Annotated in this window: 25 protein-coding genes and 1 pseudogene; 16 read left to right on the top strand and 10 right to left on the bottom strand. The window is 65.8% G+C overall.

The features are described 5' to 3' along the window. The first annotated feature begins 17 nt into the window (after nt 1-17). The 3 genes from ACZ5IK_RS24095 to ACZ5IK_RS24085 all read left to right on the top strand — a co-directional run bounded on the left by ACZ5IK_RS24095 (nt 18) and on the right by ACZ5IK_RS24085 (nt 2,675). Nucleotides 18-1,037 (top strand): polyprenyl synthetase family protein, encoded by a 1,020-nt coding sequence (locus tag ACZ5IK_RS24095; protein ID WP_465489715.1) that lies wholly within the window; start codon nt 18-20, stop codon nt 1,035-1,037. Between the two features lie 326 nt (nt 1,038-1,363). Further along, entirely contained in the window at nt 1,364-2,233 is an 870-nt protein-coding gene (locus tag ACZ5IK_RS24090; RefSeq protein ID WP_465489714.1) for an SAM-dependent methyltransferase, read from the top strand. A gap of 103 nt (nt 2,234-2,336) precedes the next feature. Beyond that, on the top strand, nt 2,337-2,675 hold the full coding sequence (locus tag ACZ5IK_RS24085) for a transposase (RefSeq protein WP_465489713.1): 339 nt from the start codon (nt 2,337-2,339) through the stop codon (nt 2,673-2,675). Here the strand turns inward: ACZ5IK_RS24085 and ACZ5IK_RS24080 are convergent. Continuing rightward, nucleotides 2,652-3,932, bottom strand: coding sequence for an ISL3 family transposase (locus ACZ5IK_RS24080; protein ID WP_465489712.1), 1,281 nt, complete (start codon nt 3,930-3,932; stop codon nt 2,652-2,654). The genes ACZ5IK_RS24085 and ACZ5IK_RS24080 overlap by 24 nt on opposite strands. A gap of 166 nt (nt 3,933-4,098) precedes the next feature. Here ACZ5IK_RS24080 and ACZ5IK_RS24075 point away from each other — a divergent pair. The 9 genes and pseudogenes from ACZ5IK_RS24075 to ACZ5IK_RS24035 form a co-directional block, all read left to right on the top strand. Next, nucleotides 4,099-4,298: pseudogene (locus ACZ5IK_RS24075) on the top strand (transposase); the annotation flags it as partial. A gap of 1,424 nt (nt 4,299-5,722) precedes the next feature. Then, entirely contained in the window at nt 5,723-6,769 is a 1,047-nt protein-coding gene (locus ACZ5IK_RS24070; protein WP_465489711.1) for a 3-oxoacyl-ACP synthase III family protein, read from the top strand. Continuing rightward, a complete protein-coding gene (locus tag ACZ5IK_RS24065; RefSeq protein ID WP_465489710.1) occupies nt 6,753-7,754 on the top strand; it encodes an ACP S-malonyltransferase in 1,002 nt (333 codons plus the stop codon). The genes ACZ5IK_RS24070 and ACZ5IK_RS24065 overlap by 17 nt, the downstream gene beginning before the upstream one ends. After that, the gene (locus ACZ5IK_RS24060) at nt 7,754-8,008 is read left to right on the top strand and encodes an acyl carrier protein (protein WP_465489709.1); all 255 of its coding nucleotides are present in this window, start codon (nt 7,754-7,756) and stop codon (nt 8,006-8,008) included. Before ACZ5IK_RS24065 ends, ACZ5IK_RS24060 begins: the two co-directional genes overlap by 1 nt. Next, nucleotides 8,005-8,982, top strand: coding sequence for a beta-ketoacyl-ACP synthase 3 (locus tag ACZ5IK_RS24055; RefSeq protein ID WP_465489708.1), 978 nt, complete (start codon nt 8,005-8,007; stop codon nt 8,980-8,982). The genes ACZ5IK_RS24060 and ACZ5IK_RS24055 overlap by 4 nt, the downstream gene beginning before the upstream one ends. A 38-nt stretch (nt 8,983-9,020) precedes the next feature. Then, nucleotides 9,021-10,916, top strand: coding sequence for an acyl-CoA dehydrogenase family protein (locus ACZ5IK_RS24050; RefSeq protein ID WP_465489707.1), 1,896 nt, complete (start codon nt 9,021-9,023; stop codon nt 10,914-10,916). A 1,046-nt stretch (nt 10,917-11,962) separates the two neighbouring features. Beyond that, the gene (locus ACZ5IK_RS24045) at nt 11,963-12,811 is read left to right on the top strand and encodes an IclR family transcriptional regulator (protein ID WP_465489706.1); all 849 of its coding nucleotides are present in this window, start codon (nt 11,963-11,965) and stop codon (nt 12,809-12,811) included. Nucleotides 12,812-13,055: 244 nt separating this feature from the next. Continuing rightward, a complete protein-coding gene (locus ACZ5IK_RS24040; protein WP_465489705.1) occupies nt 13,056-13,790 on the top strand; it encodes an ANTAR domain-containing protein in 735 nt (244 codons plus the stop codon). Nucleotides 13,791-14,004: 214 nt separating this feature from the next. After that, nucleotides 14,005-14,334: an STAS domain-containing protein gene (locus tag ACZ5IK_RS24035; protein ID WP_465489704.1), complete on the top strand. Its 330-nt coding sequence runs from the start codon at nt 14,005-14,007 to the stop codon at nt 14,332-14,334. A 21-nt stretch (nt 14,335-14,355) separates the two neighbouring features. Here ACZ5IK_RS24035 and ACZ5IK_RS24030 read toward each other — a convergent pair whose 3' ends face one another. The 3 genes from ACZ5IK_RS24030 to ACZ5IK_RS24020 all read right to left on the bottom strand — a co-directional run bounded on the left by ACZ5IK_RS24030 (nt 14,356) and on the right by ACZ5IK_RS24020 (nt 16,074). After that, the gene (locus tag ACZ5IK_RS24030) at nt 14,356-14,757 is read right to left on the bottom strand and encodes a hypothetical protein (protein ID WP_465489703.1); all 402 of its coding nucleotides are present in this window, start codon (nt 14,755-14,757) and stop codon (nt 14,356-14,358) included. 416 nt (nt 14,758-15,173) lie between these two features. Beyond that, on the bottom strand, nt 15,174-15,350 hold the full coding sequence (locus ACZ5IK_RS24025; protein WP_465489702.1) for a hypothetical protein: 177 nt from the start codon (nt 15,348-15,350) through the stop codon (nt 15,174-15,176). Between the two features lie 304 nt (nt 15,351-15,654). Continuing rightward, nucleotides 15,655-16,074: a histone-like nucleoid-structuring protein Lsr2 gene (locus tag ACZ5IK_RS24020; RefSeq protein WP_465489701.1), complete on the bottom strand. Its 420-nt coding sequence runs from the start codon at nt 16,072-16,074 to the stop codon at nt 15,655-15,657. Nucleotides 16,075-16,455: 381 nt separating this feature from the next. Between ACZ5IK_RS24020 and ACZ5IK_RS24015 the strand changes: the two genes are divergently transcribed. Together ACZ5IK_RS24015 and ACZ5IK_RS24010 are read left to right on the top strand one after the other, a co-directional pair. Next, entirely contained in the window at nt 16,456-16,821 is a 366-nt protein-coding gene (locus ACZ5IK_RS24015; protein ID WP_465489700.1) for a hypothetical protein, read from the top strand. Nucleotides 16,822-16,847: 26 nt separating this feature from the next. After that, on the top strand, nt 16,848-17,507 hold the full coding sequence (locus ACZ5IK_RS24010) for a hypothetical protein (protein ID WP_465489699.1): 660 nt from the start codon (nt 16,848-16,850) through the stop codon (nt 17,505-17,507). Nucleotides 17,508-17,557: 50 nt separating this feature from the next. Here ACZ5IK_RS24010 and ACZ5IK_RS24005 read toward each other — a convergent pair whose 3' ends face one another. From ACZ5IK_RS24005 to ACZ5IK_RS23985, 5 genes are all read right to left on the bottom strand, one after another. Then, a complete protein-coding gene (locus tag ACZ5IK_RS24005) occupies nt 17,558-17,845 on the bottom strand; it encodes a hypothetical protein (protein ID WP_465489698.1) in 288 nt (95 codons plus the stop codon). A gap of 477 nt (nt 17,846-18,322) precedes the next feature. Then, on the bottom strand, nt 18,323-18,787 hold the full coding sequence (locus ACZ5IK_RS24000; RefSeq protein ID WP_465489697.1) for a hypothetical protein: 465 nt from the start codon (nt 18,785-18,787) through the stop codon (nt 18,323-18,325). 150 nt (nt 18,788-18,937) lie between these two features. Then, a complete protein-coding gene (locus tag ACZ5IK_RS23995; RefSeq protein WP_465489696.1) occupies nt 18,938-19,399 on the bottom strand; it encodes an SMI1/KNR4 family protein in 462 nt (153 codons plus the stop codon). 228 nt (nt 19,400-19,627) lie between these two features. Next, nucleotides 19,628-20,188 (bottom strand): NUDIX hydrolase, encoded by a 561-nt coding sequence (locus ACZ5IK_RS23990; protein WP_465489695.1) that lies wholly within the window; start codon nt 20,186-20,188, stop codon nt 19,628-19,630. A 210-nt stretch (nt 20,189-20,398) separates the two neighbouring features. Further along, the gene (locus ACZ5IK_RS23985; protein WP_465489694.1) at nt 20,399-20,530 is read right to left on the bottom strand and encodes a hypothetical protein; all 132 of its coding nucleotides are present in this window, start codon (nt 20,528-20,530) and stop codon (nt 20,399-20,401) included. Here ACZ5IK_RS23985 and ACZ5IK_RS23980 point away from each other — a divergent pair. Together ACZ5IK_RS23980 and ACZ5IK_RS23975 are read left to right on the top strand one after the other, a co-directional pair. Next, complete coding sequence (locus ACZ5IK_RS23980; protein WP_465489693.1) at nt 20,529-20,729, top strand: hypothetical protein; 201 nt, start codon at nt 20,529-20,531, stop codon at nt 20,727-20,729. The two genes, ACZ5IK_RS23985 and ACZ5IK_RS23980, sit on opposite strands and share 2 nt — an antisense overlap. Before the next feature lie 104 nt (nt 20,730-20,833). Then, nucleotides 20,834-21,355, top strand: coding sequence for a hypothetical protein (locus ACZ5IK_RS23975; RefSeq protein ID WP_465489692.1), 522 nt, complete (start codon nt 20,834-20,836; stop codon nt 21,353-21,355). Here the strand turns inward: ACZ5IK_RS23975 and ACZ5IK_RS23970 are convergent. Then, nucleotides 21,295-22,464, bottom strand: a complete 1,170-nt coding sequence (locus tag ACZ5IK_RS23970; protein WP_465489691.1) for a hypothetical protein — start codon at nt 22,462-22,464, stop codon at nt 21,295-21,297. The genes ACZ5IK_RS23975 and ACZ5IK_RS23970 overlap by 61 nt on opposite strands. Between the last annotated feature and the right edge of the window lie 15 nt (nt 22,465-22,479).

Genomic DNA, 22,479 nt, shown 5'->3' with positions numbered 1-22,479 from the left:
TCATCGAGGGAGTGCGGATGGGCAGAAACTACGTCGAACCGTCGCGGTCGACGGACAACCCGATCGGGAACGCTGTGGTGGAAGCTCTCCGTTCCGCAGCGGTGGGGGTACCGCCTCCGTTGAAGCTGATCTGCCTGTACCATCTGGGTTTCGCCTCCGAGGACGGTGATCCGGTCGAACCAAGGACCGGCAAGTCCGTGCGTGCGACCCTCATGATGACCACGACCGAAGCCCTGGGCGGCGATTCAGAGTCGATGGTCGATCTCGCGGCGGGAGTGGAACTCCTGCACAACTCGACGCTCTTGCACGACGACATCATCGATCGCGATGAGACTCGGCGGGGTCGGCCTTCCGCCTGGTCTGCCTTCGGCATGGAGTTGGCCCTGCTGGCGGGCAACGCGCTGTACGTCACCGCCCTCCGGGCCTCGTCGGGAGATCCTGAAGTGGTGGACCTGTTCTTGCGGGCGACTGAACGTGTGCACGCGGGTCAGGGTGCCGAACTGTTCCTTCGTCCCGATCCCGTGCACGCCGTTGCCGCCTTCGAACGGGTGGCTGCGGACAAGACATCCGCGTTGGTGGAGTACGCGCTGGAAGTGGCGGCAATCAGGACAAAGGCGTCGGAAGCCACGAGAACCGCACTCCGCAGCGCGGGGCGGCACCTGGGTATTGCCTGGCAGATGGCCGACGACGTGGCGAACCTCTGGGGGACCCCTGGGGCGAACGGCAAGCCGTTCCGCGGCGACCTGATCCACCGGGCGTCGACCCTGCCCGTCCTCGTGGCGCTGTCCGCCAATAGTTCTGACGGCAACCGACTGCGCAAGCTGTGGGCTGACGACGACAGTAGCGCCGCCCGGGTCGACGAGATAGCCGCGCTGGTCGAAGCACTCGGCGGGCATGACACGGCGACGCAACTATCCCAGGAGCACTTGGAACGAGCGCGGAGGCACGCGGCGCGGGCAGGACTGGACGGTCCAACGTTCGACGCGCTGGACACGATGTTCGGCCGGATCGTCTCGGGTTCGCGAGGTCACCGGTGAGCGCGCTAAGACAGGCCGGGTGTGATCCACCGAGGAGGGACGACGATCAGTGAAGCCGAGGAATGTCTCGTCTGGCGGAAAGCATTCCCGCGGAGATCTCGCCGCCGTCGTAACTTTGGAAGCCACCTCAGGCGTCCGAATGGTCGGAGGCATCCCGACAGCGGTGAACTCGAGTGGCGGAACGCCGTCCGCTCCAGTATTCCACTTTGGAGACGGGCAGACCATGTCGGTGCTCGTCGCCAACGACCGTCAGTGCGATCCGCTGGTCTGAAACGAGCGCACACGGTGACAGCAACGACCCTCAGTCAACTCGGAGGAAACGCGCAATGGCAGCTCCGGCCGACGACAAAAACCAACTACTACGCAACGACTTCGAACGTTCGGCATTTGCCTACTACGATACGAAGCGCGAGGACGCGCTCAACCTCGATCTGGGGCATATCGACGGCTTCTACCACCACCACTTCGCGGTGGGGGACTTCGACCGGTCGATCCTGGCGTTGACCGGGGCGCGCCGGGACTCCGCGGTCAACGCGGAACTGCACCGGATGGAGACCCGTCAAGTCGATGCGCTCGTCGAGGCGCTGGCGCCGGTCGCACCGACGTCCAGGATCTTGGATGCCGGATCAGGGCGGGGTGGGACGGCGTTGCTGCTGCACCGAGCGTTCGGCTGCGAGGTCGACGGGGTCAACTTCTCCCAGTACCAGAACGAGTTCGCGCGCTCCCAGGCTGCCCGGCTCGGCTGCGCCGATTCGGTGCGGTTCCACGACCGCAACATGACCGCAACAGCCTTCTCGGATGCTACCTTTGACTTTGTGGTCACCAACGAGACAACCATGTACGTGGATCTCTCGGTGGCCTTCCGCGAATTCGCGCGAGTCCTCAGGCCTTATGGGCGCTATGTACTGCTGACCTGGTGTCGCAACGATGCGGTAGCCGGTAACGGAGCCCAAGTGGAAAAGATCGACGAACATTACTGCAGCCGGACCCACTCCCGGAGCGAATACGTGCGTGCGCTGCTCGACAACGGCCTCGTTCCATACCAGGTTGACGATCTGACGAAAGCTGCTCTGCCTTACTGGGAGTTGCGTTCGGAGTCGGGGCTCGCGTCGGGGATCGAGGATGCGTACTTGACGGGGTACCGCGCCGACGTCGTGAATTACATCCGCATCAGCGCTAGGCGATGCGTGTCCTGACTAGGGCGTGTCCTGCGGATCTTTCTCATGATCGTGCGCAGATGGTGGGGTGTGGTCGGACCTGGTGAGCTGACGGACAAGGCATGGGCTGCGATCGCGCCCGTTGCTGCCCGCGCAGAGCAGGCGGGGCGGCCGGTGGCGCAGCCACCGGCAGGTGATCGACGCGATCCTTTGGAAGGAACGCACCGGTGCGCCCTGGCATGACCTGCCGGGACGGTACGGGCCGTGGAAGACCGCGCACGAGCGGCTGCGCAAATGGACCGCGGACGGAACATGGGACCGGATCCTGGAACACGTGATCGTCAAAGACGACTCACTTGGAACACTCGAGGACAACGTCGAGTTCGTGGTCAGCGTCGACTACACAAGTGTCCGGGCGCACCAGCACGCCGCGGGCGCCAAGAAAGGCTCTGTTGATCTATGTGTGGGTCCGGTCGGGTAGTTCGGGGCGGTAGCCGCCGAGCGCGAGGAGGGCGAGGGAGATCAGGGCGTCTGCGTGTTTGAATCCGAAGGCCAGGCGGGTTAGCAGCCGGATCTTGGTGTTGGTCGATTCGATCAGCGCGTTGGACAGACCGTGATCGAGGCTCGCATGGATTGCTGCGCGCTCGACTCTGATGGTGCGGGCGAGCTTGACAAACTCGGGTATCCGGCTGCGTGCCGCCCAGGCCAGCCACCGTTGCAGAACCTCTTTGCCGGCCTGGCCGCCGACGGCGAAGACGTGCCGGAGTCCTTCTTTGAGTAGGTAGGCGCGATAAAGCCGAGGGGAGGTCTTGGCGATCCAGGCCAATTTGTGACGCTGATGATCGGTGAGGTTTTCCGGGTTCTTCCACAACGCCCATCGCGCGCGTTTCATGCCTTGCGCGGGACCGGCCGATGCGGTGCGGCCACGCCGGTCTTTGTGGCTGCCACCGGGCTGACGGCGCGCGGTGTTCCATACCTGTCGCCGAACCTGGTCCAGGGCGTCGGTGGCCCACTTGACCACGTGAAAGGGATCGGCGCAGCGGATCGCGTCCGGGCAGTACTGTTCGACGGTCCGCGCTATCCAGGCGGCCGCGTCCGCGGAGACATGCGTGATCCGCGCACACCGGCCGGGTCCGAGCAACTCGAAGAACGCCGCCAAAGTCGGTTTGTCATTACCCGCCGCCGCCCATACCAGCCGGCCGGTGTCGTGATCGACAACAACGGTGAGATATCGATGGTTCTTATAACTGATCTCATCGATCCCGATCCTGCGCAGCCCGGCCAGTCGATCCACTCTCGCGTCGATATCGGCCCGGACCCGGGTGATGATCGAACCGACCGTCGGCCAGGCGATCCGCATCAGCTGCCGGACCGTGGACCTCGACGTCGCGGTCGCCAGCCAGGCCACGGTGTCATCGAAGGCGCGCGTATGCCCAGCGCCGTGCCGCGCCCAGGGCACCGCACTGACCACGACCCCGTGCTCACGGCACCGCACCCGGGACGCGGCAGCTTCGACGAACGTCCGCACTGTTCCCAGGTCCAGCGCACGCCATCGACGCCGGCCCCGACCGGCGTCATAACGAGGACAACGCCGCGAGCACACCCCGCACCGGTCGCGATCCCGGCGCCGGACCCGCACCGCGGCGACCAGCACTTGCTCGGCCTCGTCGAACTCGACCGACTCCACGACCGCCGTGTTCACACCCAGCAGCCGACCCCATACCCTGACAGCGGGCACGTCGTTCTCCGTCTATCCAGTTTCTGTTCCTCGACAGCTCAGAAACCTAGACCCAGCAACGACGTGCCCCTCTGTTACCTGGGCAAACCCACCCACACATCAGTGCAAAGAGCCCAAAAAAGGGGGCTGTGCAGACTGGTTTGAGGACATCGCCGTCGACTGGGAGTGCCTCGGACGCTCCCGAGGCGGACTGACGACCAAACTCCACCTGGTCGTCGACGCCCCGGTCTGCCGCTGGCGATGATCCTCACCCCAGGGCAGGCCGGCGACAACCCGCAACTGCTGCCCCTGCTCGACGACGTCCACGATATCGACGTGGACGGACAGCGAGTACGGGTCGGACGAGTGATCGCCGATAAGGTCTACGCCCACCCCAGCAGCCGCACAGAGACCCGCCGGTCGATGCCGGTTCTCGCAGAGCCCATTCCTATACTGTGGCCTCGTCGCTCGAGGATAGAGCGGGTTGCGACCACTTCTCTTTTCCGTTCCGTGGCGTGGAACACTGCTCGCCCCGTTCGCGGGGTTGCACGGTCGGGAAGGCTCGCGTGTGCAACCCAGCGTCCGAAAGTGATCGTGTACACCGCAGACCCGCAGCGCCCCGCCGTCGTCCGCGACGGTCAGGTCGCTCGCCGTTCCTCGAACGGAGCAAGATGGAAGCGATGCCGTGTACCTCGTGACGTCGAACGCGTACCAGCCGGATCAGGAGACATGACAGCGGCTGGTGGACGCTCCGTGGCAACGCCTGACGGTGGACAACCAGGCGGTGTGCCCGACTCGCGCTCCAATCCGACCGAAGAGACGGAGCGGCGACCGAGGACGTGCGGAACCTTCAGCGCGCCCGTTGTCCGCGCACCCAAAACGTTGAATTGGGAAAGGGCTTCGCCGCGGCACAACAAAGTGGTTCTGGAGGAATTGGCGACCGCCGCCCGGGCGGCGGAAACCGGACGACGTTGGCCTGGTACTCGATCGTGAAATAGCGCTGGCTGATCTAACGCTTGTCAAGGCGGTTGTCATCAGGGTGCTCACTGATCGACATCAGCAATCGTTGATAGTGGCAGTGGATAGCTATTCGTGAAGGTCTCAAGCGGCACTGTACTGCAGCGGGGGTGCCGGTTCGACCACATCTTCCGTGCAGTGGAACACGACGGTTCTCACTGACTGGGAAGTTGCTGCTGCGCGAAATTGTCTTGCCAGACGACAAGAATCCCATGTGTTCTCATCAAGCTCGGCAACAGATCGCGAGTCAAAAGATACTTCAGGCTGACGAAATCAGGAGACTGCTGACTCTTGGTCGCAGCAATCTGTGGTTGGCGCGGCCCCGGCATCATTCACCGCCACCGATCACGACCGGCGACCGCAGTCCTGAGTAGATGAACATGGGCCACGAGGAAAGGCCATCCCGTCCGATACTTGTCCGTCTCTCGGTGATCCGATCGGCCGTTCGTGGACCCTGGTAGTCGGGTAAGTGAAGTCCGCCAAGGATTCTGCGCGGCTTCGTCCTTGGTCTCAGAACCAGTTTCAGCAGCTCAAAGGACTGGCAGGGGCGCCCGGCGGGCGATGGTGGAGCGAGCCACGTTCCGCCCGGTGGAACGGTTGGTTTCACTGGACGTCGGCGTCGCCTTAATGTGCTTCCGAGGTGACTAGGGCACAGTCCAAGTAACAAGATCCACTGCTTCGTGATGGCTGTTGCGCATCGACTCCGCTCTGGATGAAGGTTGTCCGACAACAGGATGGTCGGCCCCTTCGATGACGCGTGCACTGTGACGATCACGAACTTCATGGAGGTGACGATGGATAGCGGCCCGATCGGAATCTTGGGCACCGGCTCGTATGTGCCCACCGAGATCCGAACCAACGAGCAGGTCGCGGCGAAGGCCGGGGTGGACGCGGAGTGGATCACGGACCGCACCGGGATCAGGTGCCGGCACGTCGCCGACGCGGAACAGGCCAGTTCAGACCTGGCTGCTGAGGCAGTACGCAACGCACTGGAAGGTGCCGGACTGGCACCGGAAGCCTTGGGACTGCTAGTTTTGGCGACGTCCACACCGGATGAACTGGGACCGTCCTCGGCCTGCCGGGTGCAGGCGCTGCTCGGTGCGCACAACGCGGTGGCGTTCGACGTCTCGGCAGCGTGCACCGGATGGTTGTTCGGGACACGGGTGGCGCACGACTGGCTGCGCGCCGGTACCGGGGAGCGGTACGCCGCCGTGGTCGGCGTGGAGTGCTATTCGCGGTTCGTCAACGAACGCGACCGGGCGACCGCGTCGCTGTTCGGGGACGGTGCGGCGGCAGCCGTGCTGGGACAGGTCGAGGAGGGGTGCGGGTTCGCTCCGATCGTCCTGGGCAGCGACGGCAGGCAGGCGGGCGATGTGCTCATCCCCGCCGGCGGCAGCCGCGACCCGAGCTCGACCGACACCGTGGCACGCGGCGGGCACTTGATCCACATGGACGGCGGGCGGGTCCGAGAGTTCATCCTGGACATCTTCCCGAAGGGAGCGGCGGACGCCCTAGACCGGTCGTTGCTGTCACGGGACGAAGTGGACCTGGTGATCTCCCACCAGCCCAACCCTCTGCTGGCGCGCTGGGCGTGTGAAGCGGCAGGGTTGGACGTGGATCGCCTGGTCGTGGTGGGTGACGAGGTCGGCAACATCGGGGCTGGCGGGCTGCCCTACGCGCTGGCCTCCGCGCACCGCCGGGGCCTGCTTCACCACGGCGACCGGATCCTGATGGTCGGGTTTGGCGCCGGGTTGACGTGGGGAAGCACCGTGCTGACGTGGGACGGCGCGGCGGGGAACGGGGGCCGCGTGGAGGAGAAGGCCGATGCCCTCGAGGTGTGAACCGGTTTTCCTTGTCCCCGGCCAGGGCGCCGACGCGCGCGGGGTCCTGCACGAGCCCTACTCGGCGTCGGATGTCGTCCGGTCAGTGGCGGACGACATCCTCGCCGTCGTGCAGCAGGTCCTCGCCGAGAAATGGCAGGGGAAACCGCCCCCGCTGCGTGACGTCCTGCTGGACCCGGCCCGGACTGTCCACATGGGACTTGGTGTGCCGCAGATCGCGGGGTACGTGGTCTCGGTCGTGACCGCCGAGGCGTTGGTCGCCTCCGGTGTGGAGCCTGTCGCCATCGTGGGCCAGAGCTTCGGGGAGATCGCCGCACTGGTCTGCGCCGGGTCGTTGGACGTGGCGGACGGAGCTCGGGCGGTGTGCGCGCTGAATTCGGCCTTCGAGCCCGTGCACGGGCAGGGTGCGATGGCGTTGCTGCCCGGTGTCGGCGACCAGGAATGCCGCGAACTGCTGGCCCGGACCGGTCTGCCCGATCTCGTGCTGGCGTGCGTGAACTCCTCCGACCAGACCGTGGTGAGCGGTTCGGTCGAATCAGTGACAGCTCTGGCCTCGGTGCCGGGACTGAAGGTGGTCAGACTTCCCGTTCCCTACGCCTCACACCACCCCGGGCTCGGCGGGGTCGCGGAACGATTCCTCGAGGGCCTGCGCGCGGTGACCGAGCGACCTCCGCGGGTCCCGGTGCACTCCCCGGTCGCCGGCAGGCGCTACACACCCGACGACGACCTGCGTCAGGCGCTGGCCGACTGCGTGACCAAGCCAGTGGACCTGCCTCCGTTGGTGCGGGAACTCGCTGCGCCGCAACGGTTGTTCGTCGAACTGGGCGCGGGGGACACGCTGACCCGGGCCGTCCGCGCCACGGTGCCCGCAGCGCAGGCCGTCGCCCCGCTGGGAAGTGATCCGACCTGGTTCCTGGACATGACCAACGAGCCTTCTCGACAGGCAATCCCCAACTGCAATCCTCAGCTGAAAGGAGCGCGATGATGAGCACCTTGACCGTGGACGGACTTCGCGGCGTGATGGTGGCGTGCATGAACGGCAGCGGCACCGTCGACCTGGAGACTACGGACCTGGAGGCGCGGTCCTTCGAGGACCTGGACTTCGACTCGCTGGCCCGGGTCGAACTGCTCGAGCGACTGCGGGAATCCTTCGGAATCGAAATTCCCGACCAGGACTTCCAGGGCTTCTCCGGTCCTCGTGACCTGCTCGACCACGTCAACGCCGTGGAGCGGGCATGACAGCTCGCGGCGCCCGCCTGCTCGGGGTCGGCGCGTACCGCCCGAAGCGCGAGGTCGGCAACGTCGAAGTCGGCGAGGCGATCGGCGTCGAACCGGGGTGGATCGAGGCCCGGTCCGGGTTCGCGAGCAGGCGGTTCGCCTCGTCCGACGAGACAGTGGAGACGATGGCCGCCGCCGCCGCTACCGATGCGCTGATCAAGGCGCGGTTGGCCGCGAACGACATCGACGTGGTCATCACGGCGACGTTCACCTACCTGTGGCAGATGCCGGCCGCCGCGCCCGTGATCGCCCATCGGCTCGGCATCAAGGGTGGGGCGTTCGACCTGAACGCCGCCTGTGCAGGGTTCTGCTACGCCCTGGCCGCAGCCCGGGACTTCATTCGCTCCGGCAGTGCGCGGCACGTCCTGGTGGTGGCTGCGGAGCGGATGACCGACGTGGTCGACTCCCACGACAAGAAAACCGCGTTCCTGTTCGCAGACGGTGCTGGGGCGGCGGTGGTGGGCCCGTCGGAGGGGGCCGACGTAGGACCCGTGGTGTGGGGGTGCGACGGTGCGCAGGCGTCTGTGCTGTCGATGACCACCTCGTGGGCCGACTTCGCCGCCGATCCCACTGCCGAGCAGCCGTACGTGCGGATGGACGGTCAACGGCTCGCCCGGTGGATCCGCCGGGAGGTCGCCCCGGCCGCCCGCCGGGCGCTGCAGGCGACCGGGGTCGACTGGCCGGACCTGCGGGCGTTCATCCCGCACCAGGCCAACGCCCGGGTCGTCGACATCCTCGCCGACGTACTCGGCGTGCCACCGGAGGTCGTCGTCGCAAAGGACGGCGTCCGGGCTGGCAACACCAGCGCGGCGTCGATCCCGCTGGCGATGCACGCCCTGCTCGACCAGGAGCAGGTTGCAGGCGGTGACCGGGCCCTGCTCATCGGGTTCGGCGCCGGGGCAAGCTACGCGGCCCAAGTGGTCACGCTCCCCTGACCCGAGGCGCGCCCGCAGCGGACGACTGAGAGGAACCCATGTCTAATCGCACCGTCACCTCGACCGATCGTGTTCCCACGACAGCCGTCGAAGCAGCCGTTACCCTCGCCGGACTGCTGGCCGGCCCCCTGTCCGCCGAATCCCGGCGGGAGATCACCGACCTGTTCCGGCACGAGATCTTCACGCCCCGTCAGGGGCACCCCGAGGTTGACGGCTACCGGCTCACCTACCAGCGGATGCGGCACGTCGCGGACCACCTGGGACGGCCCAACCTTGCCCACGACCCGCACCGCCTGTTTGGGGTCGTGGCTGCCGCCGGTGTGGTCGACCCGTCGCTGTCCGTCGCCATGGTCATCCACCACGGTCTGTGCCTGTCTTTCCTGGAGGACCTGGTCCCGGACCCGCAGCAGCTGCGGGAGGAAAAGGACACGCTGATGGCGGCGCAGGCCATCGGCCACCTGCTGGTCACCGAACTGGGGTACGGCAGCAGCCAGCTCCAGGTCCACACCACGGTGACTTACGACCCCGGCGATCGGAGCTTCGTCCTGCACACCCCGACTCCGGCCGCCCGCAAGTTCATGGGCAACGTCGGGCTGCGCGGGGTACCCAGGCTCGCGGTGATCAACGCCCGGCTAGTCGTCGAAGGCCGGGACCGCGGGGCGTTCCCATTCCTGGTGCCGATTGCGGACGAAAATGGCCCGCTGCCCGGCGTCCGCGTACTGCCTACGCCCGCCGGTGTCGTGCCGCTCGACTACGCCCTGGTTGACTTCGACCATGTGCGGCTGTCCTTCGGCTGCTGGCTCAGAGACGGCGCCGTGATCGACGACGACGGCGAGTTCATTGACCCGCACAGCGGCGACAGCCGGATCGCCCGATCCCTGACCGCGGTGCAGAACGTGTGGACCGGCATGTCCGCAGCGCTCGCCGCCGTCAGCCGCACCAGCGCGGCTACCGCCCTGCGCCTGGCCACCCAGCGCACTGCGCTCGCGCGGGTCGGCACCGCGCGCCCCTTGATCGACTACGTGTCACAGCAGCGGCCCTTGTTCTCCTGCCTGGCGTCCGCGCTGGCCATCACGTGCCTGGCCAACGACGCCCGCAGGGTGCGCGCCGACCTCGTCCTGGCGTGGCGCAACGGTGACCCGGGTGCGCCGGTGCCGTCCGGGACGATGACCTGGACACCGTGGACCGACGTGAACCGCACCTTGGCCGTCACCAAGGTCATGGCGGCCTGGGCGACCGAGGCGATCACCGCCGAGTGCCGTTTGCGTTGCGGCGTGATGGGCTCATTGACCGCCAGCCGCTTCCTGGACTACCAGGGCCTCGGGCACATGCTCAACTCCGGCGGCGGCGACAACCTGTTGATCCTGCTGGACGCCGCCCGTGCCCTGGTCACCGAAGCGGGCTCACGCCTGGCCCCCTCGGTACCCGAGACCCACACCCGGCCGGTGAGCGACCCGGGGCTGCTTCGCGACCTGCTCGCCGTCCAGGAATACACCCTCGCCCACCGCGTCCACGACGCAGTGGAGGATGCCAAAGCACAGGGCCTGGACGACTTCGAGGTGTGGAACCCGTACACCGCCGACCTTCGCTTACTCGGCGAGACCCACGGCCAGCGGCTGGCCGTGGAAAGCTTGATCGCCGCATTGGACGCCCTCCCCGACACCCCGGAGGCGGCGACCGCACGGCACCTCGGCTCGGTCCACGCACTCGACGAGCTGTCCCGGCGGGCGTCGTGGTTCCTGTGCGAGGACATGCTCGGCACCGACCAGGTCCGCAGAATCCAGTCGGAGCTCGCCGCGCACTGCGCCGCATTGGCCGGTCGCACCGACGAACTCCTCGACGCGTTCGGCGACCTCGTTCCCGTGTCGTATTCGCTGCTGGGCGGCGACGACTACATCCGGTCCGTCATCGAGTGGGCGGAGTCGTTCGCTTAGACGCACACCTACGGCTGGTTTGGTGCGGATCGCCTCGAGCTGGGTCAAAACTTACTGAACGCCAACTATTTCCAGACGAATTTCGCTGCCACCTAACCCGGACGGACCGAGTATTGGTTGCCGCATAAGGAAACCAGTGCCTGGGGTGAGATTGCCCGAGCTTGATCGAACTAGGCGGAGAACGCGACTTGTGTCGGCCATGTCCGGTACTGTCAGCTTCACCCGGATTTCGGATTGCGGCAGCGTGAGGTCCGCGCAGACTGCCGTGCGGTGTTCAAGGACTTCGGGCTCGTTGGCGAACAAGGTAGTCGGCAGGGTGCCGAGAGGCAGCACGGCGGGTCCGCCAGAGATGTGGAGGCTCACGCACGCCGTCGACGTGGACGTGCAGTCCGGCGGTGTATGCGGTGGCGGTGTCGAGGACGCCCTGGTGACAGGGGTCTTGCTACCGCGATCTTTTCACGCGTTGGCTCCCCGCCAACGGCCGGGACTTTACCGCCGTTGGCGGTATCAGCGCACCGATGCCGATCGGCATGGGACGCCCGCGCGGCACGGACAGCTTGAAGTTCGGAATGGACAGTCGTCGCGCCACAAGCGCGCGGAGAGCGCTGCGATCCACCAGCGCTACTTCGCGCCGTCCTGGAAATCCCACTCCATCATCCGGGGCGACATGCCGAGGCCGCTGGCGCCCGCACTTGCCGCGTGAGGGGGCTCCGACGATCGTCGCGCTGAGCAGTCCTGCGAGAACCTGTCGTCGCATCGCCTCGTCACCGCCACTTCGCCGAAGGTCGTTACGTCGACGGTTGTAACCTGTGATTGCGCCGCGTCACAAGAAGATTCCTGGTGGTTCGCCCGGGTAGAGGTACGACGGCCAGGTCGGACCTGGTCTACTTATAGTATTGCTATATGCGCTTTCTGTTGAATATCTAATTGTGGTCGCGGCTTGGACGCTCTCGGACCCTGGGCGTAGGGTGCTGGGTGTCGTGCTTTCCCTGTGGCCAGAGAGGTCTCGACAGATGCCCTATGAGTCTTGCTCGAAGGCAGGAAGAGTGCGCGACAAGGCTATATCTGACCGGATGGTCAGCCGAATCTTTGTCGTTCTCGAATTCATTCAGGAAATGCGTGAACCGGTTACGCTTTCGGTGATCGCGCGGAGGACCTGTTTGCCCAAAAGTACTGTGCACCGTCTGCTCGCCGAGTTGGTGAGTCATGATCTGGTGTATCGACGAGGTGATCGTTACCAGTTGGGCGCGAGGATGGAGCGGTTGATCGAACCTCATCAGGACTACCTCATCGGCCTGCGAAGTGCGATTAAGCCGGTGATGGTCCAATTGCACTATAAGACAAACTGCTTGGTTGGCCTAGGGGTTCCTGGCAATGCAACAGTGAAATTCGTCGACACTGTCTTTGATGACGAGTACAGTCGTGTCGTCGATCGAATCGTCGGGTCCAGTCTCCTGCAAGCGAGTGCTGCGGGCAAAGTCCTTCTCGCCTACCATCGCGACCTCGCTATTGAAATCTCGACCGGAGATCGTCGCAGCTCCGTTGAATCGGACGTTGCCGACCTTTCGCCGGAGCTTCAGGGTGAACTTTTCCAGATCAGGTTGCGGAAGATGGCGACGAGCAAGGCCGACTCGAATCTGGGAATCACGGCCGCGGCTGTTCCAGTGCTTGACGCCGATCAAAGACCCGTGGCGGCATTGAGTATCGGAGCATATCGCGACCGATTCGACGCGCCCGTCATGCACCGCATTCTCTACCGCGCGGCAACACATGCTCAGCTGACCCTTCGGCGACACTCCTTTCGGGTGAAAGCGAGGCGCGACGAGTCATCGTGGCCTACCAGGCGACCTTTGGGTGGAAACCGGGCACCTGCTGCTGGTGAGAGTTGTTGGTAGCCGAGGGGCGAGTGTAGTGATCGGCGGTTAGGTGGGGTTCTGCGCCCGATTAACATCGTTGTAAATTGCATTGTGCTATTTCGCTGTGCTGCCGACTGTGGGTGGCTACCTGCCTGTGTGCCGGTGCGGATTCCCTGGCTGTGCAACTGAGCTTCCCCCGGTTGTCCGGACACCTTGGCATTGCCCCAGATGACGGACTCGGGTTGGTGGAGTCGATGGTGCTTCGTCTGGAAGGCTGTCGATCATGCCGAAGGCTTATCCCGCCGAGTTCCGGGCTCGGGCGGTCGCGCTGGTCCGAGCTGACAAGTCCGTTCGGGCGACCGCTCACGAGCTAAATATCAGCGAATCCTGCCTGCACAACTGGCTCAAGCGAGGTTTCCGGGGTACTGGGCAGACAGCGATGACCGTGGGGCGGGCGAGCAGATGCGGCGCAGGACGGAAGTTCGTGCCAAAGTCAGCCGACCCGCGAAGGAATGTTCTTAGCTCGGGTGATGCGGGCCCCCGAGGGGGCCCATGCCTGGACGCGATCGCCGATCACGAGGTCTTCCGTATCGGTGACCTCACCGTCGAGACCCGCTGGCCGGCGTTCACACCCGCGGCCGCGGCGACCGGTATCCGGTCGATGCTGTCGTACCGGCTGTTCGTCAGCGACACCACGCTCGGCGCCTTGAACTTCTACTCCCGGGGCGTCGAGGCGTTCAGCGGCCAGACCGAGAGCGACGGCCGGGTGTTCGCCTCCCACGCCGCGATCGCGCTCGTCGGCGCCCAGAACGAAGCGCACTTGCACGTCGCGATCGAGAGCCGCGACGTCATCGGCATGGCCAAGGGCATTCTCATGAACCGCCACGGTCTCGGATCGTTGGAGGCGTTCCGGATGCTCGTCGAGTCCTCTCAGACCACCAACATGAAACTGGACCAGGTCGCGGCTTGGCTTGTCGAGCACCATCACGAGCTACCCGCGGACAGCATCACCGATTGAAACCCCATATGGACGAGTGTCATCACCCATATGGATGAGTGTCGGATCCCGCACTCGCCGGGTAAGGGAGAAGCGGGGGCCTGTGGTTGAACAGCCAGCCGCCGGCCGCCGTAACGACCTTCCGGCCCCTGCAGCTACCGGCTCGGCCGGTTCGACGTCGGCGCGTGCGGCGGACAGGGGTAACAAATTCAGGCGATTCCGCGACGAAGTGCAGGTGAGTACCGTCGCCGATTCTCGGGATGACCCGGTCGCCGCGGTGCCCATGGTGGTGTCCGCCGTCGGCGAGCTGGTCGACGCCGTAGTGGTGCGTGGCCTGTTCGGCCCGGCTCTGCACGCGGCGGGCGCGGTTCTGCTGGACCTGTCGGCGGTGACGTTCCTGGCGATGGAGGCCGTCGTCCCGCTCCTGGCCGTGACGCGGCGGTGCTCAGCCGAGCAGCGATCGTTGCGGGTGCTGGCGTCGGCCCCGGTTCGCCGGAAGCTGCAGTCACTGGGGCTGGACGCGATGATCCCGCTCGATCCGGAGCCACGCGACGCGGCCCGCTGACCCGCACACCGGTGCCGAGGGTCAGAAGAGCAGGTGGGTGCAGCCCAGCGGGCGGGCGCCGGGGCGGTAGTCGCCGGGATGAGCGGCCCGGACGCTGTTCCAGAATGGCCGGGCCGTGGTCTTCTCCGGGGTGATCGCCCACCGGTAGCCGGGCAGGTCGCGGCGGAGCCGGTCCAGGATCCGGGTGCCGATCCTGTGCCGTCGGGCCTTGTCGGCGAGTGCGAGTTCGCCGATCAGACCGGTCCGGCAGGCGTGGCAGACCTGGTAGTCGACACCGCCGACCTCGATACCGGCCTGATAGATCCGGTGGGTGTGGAAGGTGACCGTCCCAGCGTGGCGAGGTGGGGACGGGTTGAGCCGGACCTCGTCGCCGAGGTCGATGCCGCGCCGGATCGGGAACGCGGGCCAGGTGGCCTTGTCCACGCACTCCAGCGTCCGCGCGCCGGACGGCACTGTCCACTCAGGACACCGAAAGAGTGGCCGGGAAGACCTCGGTGCCGGGGTGCCGGGGTGCCGGGTGTGGAAGTGGCCGGTTCCCCCTCGTGCGTATACAACGAGGGGGAACCGGCCACCAGCGGCCAGGCGGCGTGACCTGGGGGCGGGTCTCGCCGCGGCCCTGTGACCCCGTCCTGGGATCCCTCCCGACATACCCGCGTTGACCTGGGTGGGAAACCACTCGTTCAGGCGAGTGAGGTGCGCACGACCAGCGACATCAGCGGACGCTTCGTCTAACACTCTGTGTGGCATGGCAGCCGCTTAGGTCCGTTGGTGTGCGAGGCGGTCGCTGCGCTCTTCCTCGCGTTTGGAGTAGGCGGCGGCGCGGATCGCTTTGTCCGATTTTAGGCCGGTGCCGAGGGCGCGCCGACGGTCGCCGCGGACGCGACGAGCCAGGTCAGCACGAACAGGTCGTCGTAGCCGAGCGATGCGTGGAGGTAGCCGCCCATGACGGCGGGGTCGAGGATGAACAGTGCCCAGGCCAGGTTCACGACGTAGAGCGCGAGGTAGCAGATGATCACGCCGGTGGTCAGGGTCAGCAGCGTCGAGCTGTGTCCGACGAGCTGTGCGGAGGAGGGATAGCCGCCAATCCGTCGAAACAGCCCAGGGACCGTCTGCGGTCGGGTAGAAGCGCGCTCCTCGCTAGTACCTCGGCCCGCACTCGGTGAAGGCTGTTCACGCAGTCGTTCAGGAATTGCCAGCGGAGAATTTTGTTGATCAGCAGGTCCTCATGGACGAATTCTGAGCCTGGTTTCGAATGGCTCGTGAGTCTCACCGATGCCGTCCCTTCCCTGTTGGTTCGGGGAAGGGACGGCATGTGGGGGTTCAGGCTTTCTTGCGGGGTGCGCGCTTGCGCTTGACGGGAGCCTCTTCGGCGACCGTTTCGGAGGGAGCGGATTCGGCGTTGTCGAACGCGTCGTAGATGTCGTTGGGGATGCGGCCGCGGTCGGCGATGGCGTAGCCGTTGGCTGTGGCCCAGGCGCGGACCTGCTGGTTGCGTTCGCGGTCGGTGGGCTTCGCCATGCCGCCGGTCACAGTGGACTGTCCGGTTGCGACCTTCACCTTGCGGCCGCCGACTCGCCTGCCGGCGTCGATGTAGCGTACGAGTTCGTCGCGCAGGGCGCCGGCGTTGTCGTCGGAGAGGTCGATCTCGTAGGTGACGCCGTCGAGTGCGAAGGGCACTGTCTGGGTGGCTTCGCCGCCGTCGATGTCGTCGACGATCTGGACGGATACCTGTTGTGCCATCGAAAGTGCCTTCCGTTAGATCAATGCCACGCCACCTCGGATTGGCGCAGTGCCAATGAGCTTAACTGCCGTCAACTGCGCAGGCGGGAAGGTGGTCTCCTTCGGAAGGGGATCCGAACCTGCGCGGCGGAACAAGGCTGACCTCGTGAGGGAACCGGACTGTTGTGAGCACCGCGTCCCGTCCCGTCTCGGATGAGCGGGCGAGACTGGAACGGTCTCGACTACCGTCCTGTGTGGAGGATGGGCGACATGCTCGCCCGCGTCGAGAGCGGCTACTCAGCGAGGCCGAGCTGTCCGCTCAGGTCTGGCTGTCCTTGCCAGTCACCTGCGCAGGCCCATGGCGGTGTCCGAGGTCGTAGAGTCGGGGAACGCTAGCGCCGCTTGAGCCTGGTCACTTCCGGCGCGATCTCAGATACGGTGCCGTTGTTCGTGGCGGTCGATCCGGTAAGCGCCGATGTTCTTGCGGTGGCTGATCGCGACAACCTCCGTGCCCTGGACCACGAGGCCTGCGCCTGTGTCGGTGGCGCAGCCCGGCGTCAGACTCCCGCCGGCGAGCACGCGGTGGATCTCGTGGCGGCGGTCTGTGTAGTGACGCTCGACCAGGTGCCGACCCGGTTCATCTCAGCGCCGAGTGATGCCCACGGTCACCATCATCGAGAAAAGACCCGTTGTGTACTGCACCAGGCCGTGAGGCCGTCCTGTCCGGTGGTTCCGGGCGAACTCGCCGAACCTGTCTCGATCGGGTGACAGCGGCCCTCAGGACAATTCAGCGCATGCCCACTGTGCCCGTTTCCCCAGCCCACCTGGCGGCTATCCGAGGCCGGGTGCTCGCCGTGCTCGGCGAACTGGACCTGCTGCTCGGACACCACGACGCGACAACCGGTCTCCCAGCTGAGGTGCCGGCCCTCGTGACCGCGGTCCTGGAATCCACCGGCTCGAACTGGCACAGCGGATTCGTGCCTCTCGAGTGGATCTCAGCGCGTGCGGAAGCCCGTGGCCTGTCACACAGCACGACAGCCATGCTCGTCACGGACCTGGCCGCGATGTTCCCGGACCTGCCCGCACCCGCACCGCCCACGCCTCACCGATCCGGTGGCCGCGGTGCGGGATTCCCGGCGGTGGAGGCCTTCGCCGCGGTCAACAGCTGGCACCACGCGCACAGCCAGCGCCTGCCGTGGGCGGCGTGGGCCCGGTACGGCGAACTCCCGCACTGGCTGGAACTGCTGCCCTGCCTCGCCGAGATCGCGTCCACGGTCACGGAGCCGATCAACCGCGACACCGTGAAGGCCGCTTTCGCCGCGGCGGGCAAGACCATACCGACTAAGTTCCGCCACCAGATCCTCGTCGCGGTCCGCGCGACACACGCAGGCCAGTGGCCCTGGATGCCCACGACCAGAACGCCCATCGGCCAGCACGGACACCGCGCGGAATGAGGGGCGCGTTCGCGTGCCCTGTCACGGCACCGCCCAGCCGGGCCAGTACGTCAGTCGCTGATCAGGGCGAGGACCTGAGGGCGCAGTTCGTGAAAGCCGCGCCGACGCTCGCCGAGCGCTGCGGGCCACTTCGGATTGGCTACCGCATTGCGATCGCGATTCCCTTTGCTGCGGCCGAGTTGCGTGGTCAGGTACACCCCCGGTAGCTCACGCAGCGCCTTCTCCAGCAGATCCAGGGCATGGGAATCGGTTATCGTGTAGTACGCCCGCACTTCGTAGTGCGAGGCGGCGTAGACCGGGCATTGCCGCTGCGCCCGGTCGCGAGGGATCACGCGCACGCCGAGCGTCGCCCCCTTGGCGCCGCGGAAGGACGCGTTCGAGTTTGCGTTTCAGGTCAGACGGCATACCGGCCCTGTACGTAGTCATGGAGGTCCCACCTTTGCCATCGCGAGGTAACTGGAATGTGCAGTGAGCCGATTCGCTCGACGTCGACAGACCCGCGCCAGACAACGTAACACCTGGTCAAAAGGGTAGCCACTGAATTGAGAATAGCAGCACGGGGCCACTATTTGCAATGTTAAATGCGTTAGCAAAATGCAACTCCGCAATATACTTAGCAATTAGCGAACAGTGTCGCAATTCTCTGATCACACCGCTGTCAGTCCGAGTGACCAACGTGATGGAACACCACACCTAAGTGAGTCCCATCGTGGTCGCCACGAGTGTCGTAGCCGAGGCCGCCGTGGTCACACCAACCCTGGTCCAGCCTGGCCGCCTTGAGCGACGCCCAGGGCGACTCCTGCGGTTGTGCCAGGTCATGGGGTGTCCGGCGCGGTGGTGGCTTGAGCGGGGGTGCTGTCTTCGATTTCGGCGGCGTCGGCGTTGGCTATGTCCTGGATGTAGGCGTTGAGGTCTCGGGTCAGTGTGGCCATGGCGTACTCGACGGTGGCGGGGTCGCGAACTACTTCTTCGCGGGTGTGCACGAGGGTGCAGCCGAGGTTGAGCACGGCCTTCGTGCGCATGCGGACGGCGCGGTGTGCCCACTCGTAGAGGTGATCGACGGTGATCGCTCCCGAGTCCATGACGTGCTGGCCCGTTGCGACCCACATCTGCGGGACGTTCGGGGTGTTGTCCTGGTCATCGAGGACTTGGCTGATCCAGTCGTAGTAGGCGGGAGTCAGCGGCAGGCGTTCAGCCTTGTGACGGAGCAGGAGGCAGGCGCTGTAGTCGGCGCCGTAGTAGTAGTCGACGCTGAGATCCGGGCGCTGCTGTTCGGGCATGAGTGTCCTCCGTGCAGGGCGCGTGGATGAGAGCCCTCACGCCGAGGGTTCTCGCACCCCCGTTTCCACGGGGAAGTACTTCTGTTCCACTGACTTTAGTGGGTCGAATCCGTCAATCGTGACCAGGCGGCCGACCGTCACAAGGTCACGTCATCGTCTGAAGGCGATCTTCTTCAAGCGCTGGTTGTAGTGCCCGAGGATCGGGTTGCGGATCGTTCCCTCAAGAGTGCCGACAAGGAACGAGCTGAAGTTTCCGTCGTACAAGAAGTGATAGTCGACCAGGTCACCGGTGACGACCTTCCAGTCGTCTGGTTTCCCCTCGGTGGCCCAGTAGATGTTCTGCCCGAAGGCGTTGACACCCCACGCCAGCAGCCCGCCCAGCGCGGGATAGGAGCCGTAGGCGAACTGATGGGGGTCCTCCTCGACCAGTTCGCCGAGAGCGGCACTTTGGGTCATGGCGTTGCTGAGAAAGTTGTCGTCTTTATCGCGCGCGGTGGGATGGGTCAGGTACAGGAAGTCGTCCAGTTCCATGGCCGGGTAGTAGTCGCAGAACTCCTTGTAGTCCTGGGGGAGTGCCAGCCCGAGCTCGGCTTCGACGTCGCTCCATGGCACAGGCGATGGTGCGAAGTCCGGAACCCCCAGCAAGGCCCGCAAACGGCCGACCACATCCGACACAACGAACCTCCAGCGCCTGTTCCTTTTGCGGCACTTATACCGCGCCAATGGCTCTCTCTGCCAGGGCGATGAGCTGGCAGCGGGTTCTCCACTCGCTGATGTGCCGCGATTTCCCTCGTGGGGCGGACGAGCAGGTACGGCACGAGACGGAAGTTCGTGCCAGGGTCAGCCGATCTGCGAAGGAGTATTTATAGCTCGGGTGATGCGGGCTCCAAGGTGCTGTTCGGCGTCAGCAAGGGTATGCCAGGACGCGCCGGTGACTTCGGTTTCCTGTAGTTGCCGGATCTCGGCGTCTGTGGTGGTGAAGGTGTATCCGATGTCGAGATGGAAGTGGGGCGGCTCGTTTTTGGCGGGCCTGGCGGGGACCGCGCCGTACTCGATGTAGGCGGGGATCGTCGAGGCCAGGGAGATCCTGGTGGTGTCGACACCGGTTTCTTCGGTCAGTTCGCGCAGTGCCGCTTCGGCGAGGTCGTCGTCGGTTGGTTCGAGGTGACCGCCGGGCTGGAGCTTGATCCGGTACGCGCGGTGGTCGATGAGCAGGATGTGGGTGTTGCGGCGGATCAGGAGTGCGCCGACGGTGACGTGCATGGGGAAGGTGCGACGTGAGGTGAATCCGGCGCCGTGGTCGAGCTGGGCGAGTGGTTCGGACAAGGCCGTGGTCTCGTCGGGGTGGTGGTCGAGGTAGGCGTTGACGGCGGCGCGGATGTCGGTGTCTGTGATCGGCACGGGACGCTTTCGGCTGTTCGGGGTTCGCGTCGCCGCGCGGTGGTATCGGCGTGCTTCTCGTGGTCACCACGAGCACGACCAGCACCTCACTCTCAACGACTCGAGCACAGGGGAAGGTCGCACTGTACAAGTCGCTGGCGCGCGGGACTGTGGCGCCACGCTTCGCTGATGCGGGCCGCCGCAGACGTGGCCCGCGTGGGTGATCTGTCGTCAGCGGCCGCGGGCGCCGTGGAAGGCGGGGATGTGCAGGCGGGTGGTGAAGTTCCAGCGGCGGGCGGCGACCGCGCCGGCGAGCTCCCGTGTCCGGGCGGTGATCTCGGCGTCGCTGGTGCCTTCGGGCATGATCCAGATCGGGGCGAGGTGGTGGGTGTCGGCCTGTATAACGCCCTTCAAGTGGGTGGCGAGGGACGCCGAGGTGCACGGCTTCCCTCGCCTTTACTGGAACACGCTGGAGGACGCCCCGGCCCGCGCGCTGTACGACAAGGTCGCTGACTTCCACCAGGGGCTCATCCAATATTCCTACCGGCGCGACACTACCTAGAGGCCGCCGCTGCCGCGGTCCTCTCACCGGCTCGCTTTCGCTGCCGGAGGTTCGGAACGTCTGTTGGCCGTGATCGTCAGAGCACGCGGGCGAGGACACCGAGAATGCTGAGGGACAACGTGCGGCTGGTCGATTTGCTGCAGGCGATCAAGGATGTCCGCAACGACACGTCCCACGCGCACGGGGTGCGCGTGGAGCACCAACTGGAACGGGAAGTCGAAGAGCTGGAGCCGCTCGTCGCGGCGGCGTTGACCGCCGCCAACTGGCTGGCGGCGGTTCATTGGGACTGGGTCCAGCGCTGCGAGTACCTCGACGAGCACTCGTACCTGCTGGTCGGACAACGCCTGCGGGGAAGCCACCCCGACTGGGAGCCGTTCGAGCGATCCAGTACTTATCCGCTGCGTTCCCGCCGGCTCTACGCCGGTACCGATGTGGCCGAGATCGGGCAACCTATTGACCTCTCTCCGCTGGCCGCGGTAGAGATCTGCGCTGACTGCGGCGGTCGCGAGCTATTCCTGGTCAACGAGATCAAGGGCGATGACATAACGCTGCGTAGCCTTGAAGATCACTCCGCCGACGGTGCGCAGTCGCCGGTACCAACGGCTGACGGTGACGCAGCGGGGTAGAGAACCGGCTGAGCCTGCAGTGAGGTGCTCAGCGCCTGGGCAGCGGACTGAGTTGCCTTGAGAATGCGCTGCCGGAGCGGGCCGGAAACTGTATTTGCCCCCAGGGCAGAGGCGTCCACCAGGTTGGTGAGCGCTGTGCGCTGCCCACGGGTTAGTGGGGCCGGTAGGTCGCGGTATCGCAGAACTTCCCGGGCGGCGTAGCCGTCTTCCGACTCGATTGCCTCGTCGGCCACTCGGACGAGCACGTGGCGGGCCCGTTCGAAGGCCGCGGTGCCGGCGAGAGTGGTCACAGTGAGGCCGAGTTGGGCGCGGAAGAAGGCATAGCCGCGTATCGGCTGGTGCTCGAGGAACTGTGTGATCGCCGCGCTGACAAGCTCTGGTCTCGAACTGCTGTCCGGGTCGGCGCACAGCACCGTCAGGCAGGAGGCGACCTGGAGTTCCCAGGGCTGCTCTGGGGTGCTGTCGGCCAGCGCCGCTCGCGCCGCCGTCAGGTCCTTGTTCATGCAGTGGGCCACGATGGTGGCTTGGCGGCCTTCCATGAGGTGCCGGCCGATTCCTCGGTAAGAGTGGGCGTGGGCTGCCGCGTCGTCCCACCGTTGCGCGAGTGCCAGGGCGCGAACGCCGTCTCCGAGGAGGTGGAGCCACACCCATTCGCGCAGCTTGTGGAGTTCGTCGGATGTGCCGGCGATGTTGGCCACTGGCAGTGTGCGCCCGTCGACGACCAGGTCGGTGCCGGTCGTGACGGCTTGGAACATCGCCGTGAGCAGCCGTAGCGCGTGGTCGCCATCGCTCGCGCGGAGCTGGAGCCGGGCGAGGTTGAGGACGGGTTCGAGCATGTGGCGGGCTTGCAGGGCGGTGAGCGGTCGATCCGCGGCTCCGTAGAGGTCGATGTGCGTCCAGCACAGATCACGGGCGAGGTCGGCGAGGCCGCAGTCGCTGGCGATCAGTGCGGCCTTGTTCAGGACGTTCGCGCCGTCCGCCAGGCCGTCGGCGTCGGCATGTCGGGCGACATGGGCGATGTCGGTGATCTCCTGGACCCGTTCCGGCAGTGAAGGGCACGATGGCCGGGGACGGCCCAGCAGCGGAAAGCGGCGGACGACAGCGGCCAACGAGGCAGGGTTCAT

The organism is Amycolatopsis sp. NPDC031561 (assembly GCF_055580625.1).
This window is presented reverse-complemented; position numbering and strand designations above follow the sequence as displayed.